Here is a 1,114-nt window from a genome sequence, read left to right on the forward strand (position 1 = left end):
GAATGTATTCCAATGTAGGAGCTGCCGAAGGCTGCGATCTTTTGCTTTTAAGAGCGGCGCTGCCGCATCAAGTGCTTGAAGCCTTCGAAGACCAGCACCACCACCGCCAGCCAGATCGGGATGTAAGTCAGCCATTCACCGGCCTTGATACTTTCACCGAGCAACAGCGCGACACCGAGCAGCAATACCGGCTCGACATAGCTGAGCAGACCAAACAGGCTGAACGGCAACAAGCGGCTGGCAATGATGTACACCACCAGCGCCGAGGCACTGATCAGGCCGAGCAGCGGAATCAGCCACAACAGGCCTGGGTATTGATCGAACACGGCAAAGCCTTGCTCGCCACCGCGTACAAACCAGTACGCCACCGGCAGCATCAGCGTCATGTCGACCCACAGACCGCCGAGGTTGTCGGTCTTCAAGCGTTTGCGCAGCACGAAGTACAGCGGGTAACCGACCACAACCACCAGGGTCGCCCAGGAAAAACCGCCGACCCGATACAGCTCGTTTGCCACGCCGAGAACGGCAAAGAACACCGCGATTTTCTGCAGGTACGACAGGCTGTCGCCGTAGACGATGCGCCCGGTCAGCACCATCGCCAGCGGCAGCAGGAAATAGCCCAGCGACACGTCAAGGCTATAACCGTTGAGCGGCGCCCACATGAACAGCCACAACTGCACGCCGAGCAACGCTGCCGAAACGCTCAGGCCGCCTGTCAGCTTCGGAGAGCCGGCCACGCGCCGCAGCAACTCCAGTACTCGCCGCCATTCACCGGAAACCAGCATGAACACGGTCATGCACGGCACGGTCAGCAGCATCCGCCAGCCAAAGATTTCCACGCCGCTCAACGGGGTGAGCAGCGAGGTGTAGTAATACATGACGGCAAACAGCACCGAAGCTGATACCGATAGAGCGATACCTTTAGACAAACTGTCCTCGCGGGTGGGTGATCAAACAGGGCGCGCAGGATACGTGGTTTTTGTGCTGAATATTGGCCGAGTGCTCAATATTTCCCACATTCTGAAGATAAGCACAAAACCTGTGGGAGCGAGCCTGCTCGCGAAAGCGGTGTGCCAGACAACGCAGATGTTGAATGTGCCGGCCTCTTCGCGAG

Annotated in this window: 2 protein-coding genes; one reads left to right on the top strand and one right to left on the bottom strand. The window is 58.3% G+C overall.

Annotation, left to right across the window (positions count from 1 at the left end):
- Window positions 1–47 precede the first annotated feature (47 nt).
- Entirely contained in the window at window positions 48–929 is an 882-nt protein-coding gene (gene rarD / locus HT737_RS00935; protein WP_182401030.1) for an EamA family transporter RarD, read from the bottom strand.
- On the opposite strand from rarD, the gene HT737_RS31125 reads away from it, so the two are divergent.
- On the top strand, window positions 877–1,114 hold a 238-nt coding region (locus HT737_RS31125; RefSeq protein WP_220459274.1), incomplete at its 3' end, for a hypothetical protein. The genes rarD and HT737_RS31125 overlap by 53 nt on opposite strands.

The organism is Pseudomonas sp. MD195_PC81_125 (genome assembly GCF_014060985.1).
Taxonomy (GTDB): domain Bacteria; phylum Pseudomonadota; class Gammaproteobacteria; order Pseudomonadales; family Pseudomonadaceae; genus Aquipseudomonas; species Aquipseudomonas parakoreensis.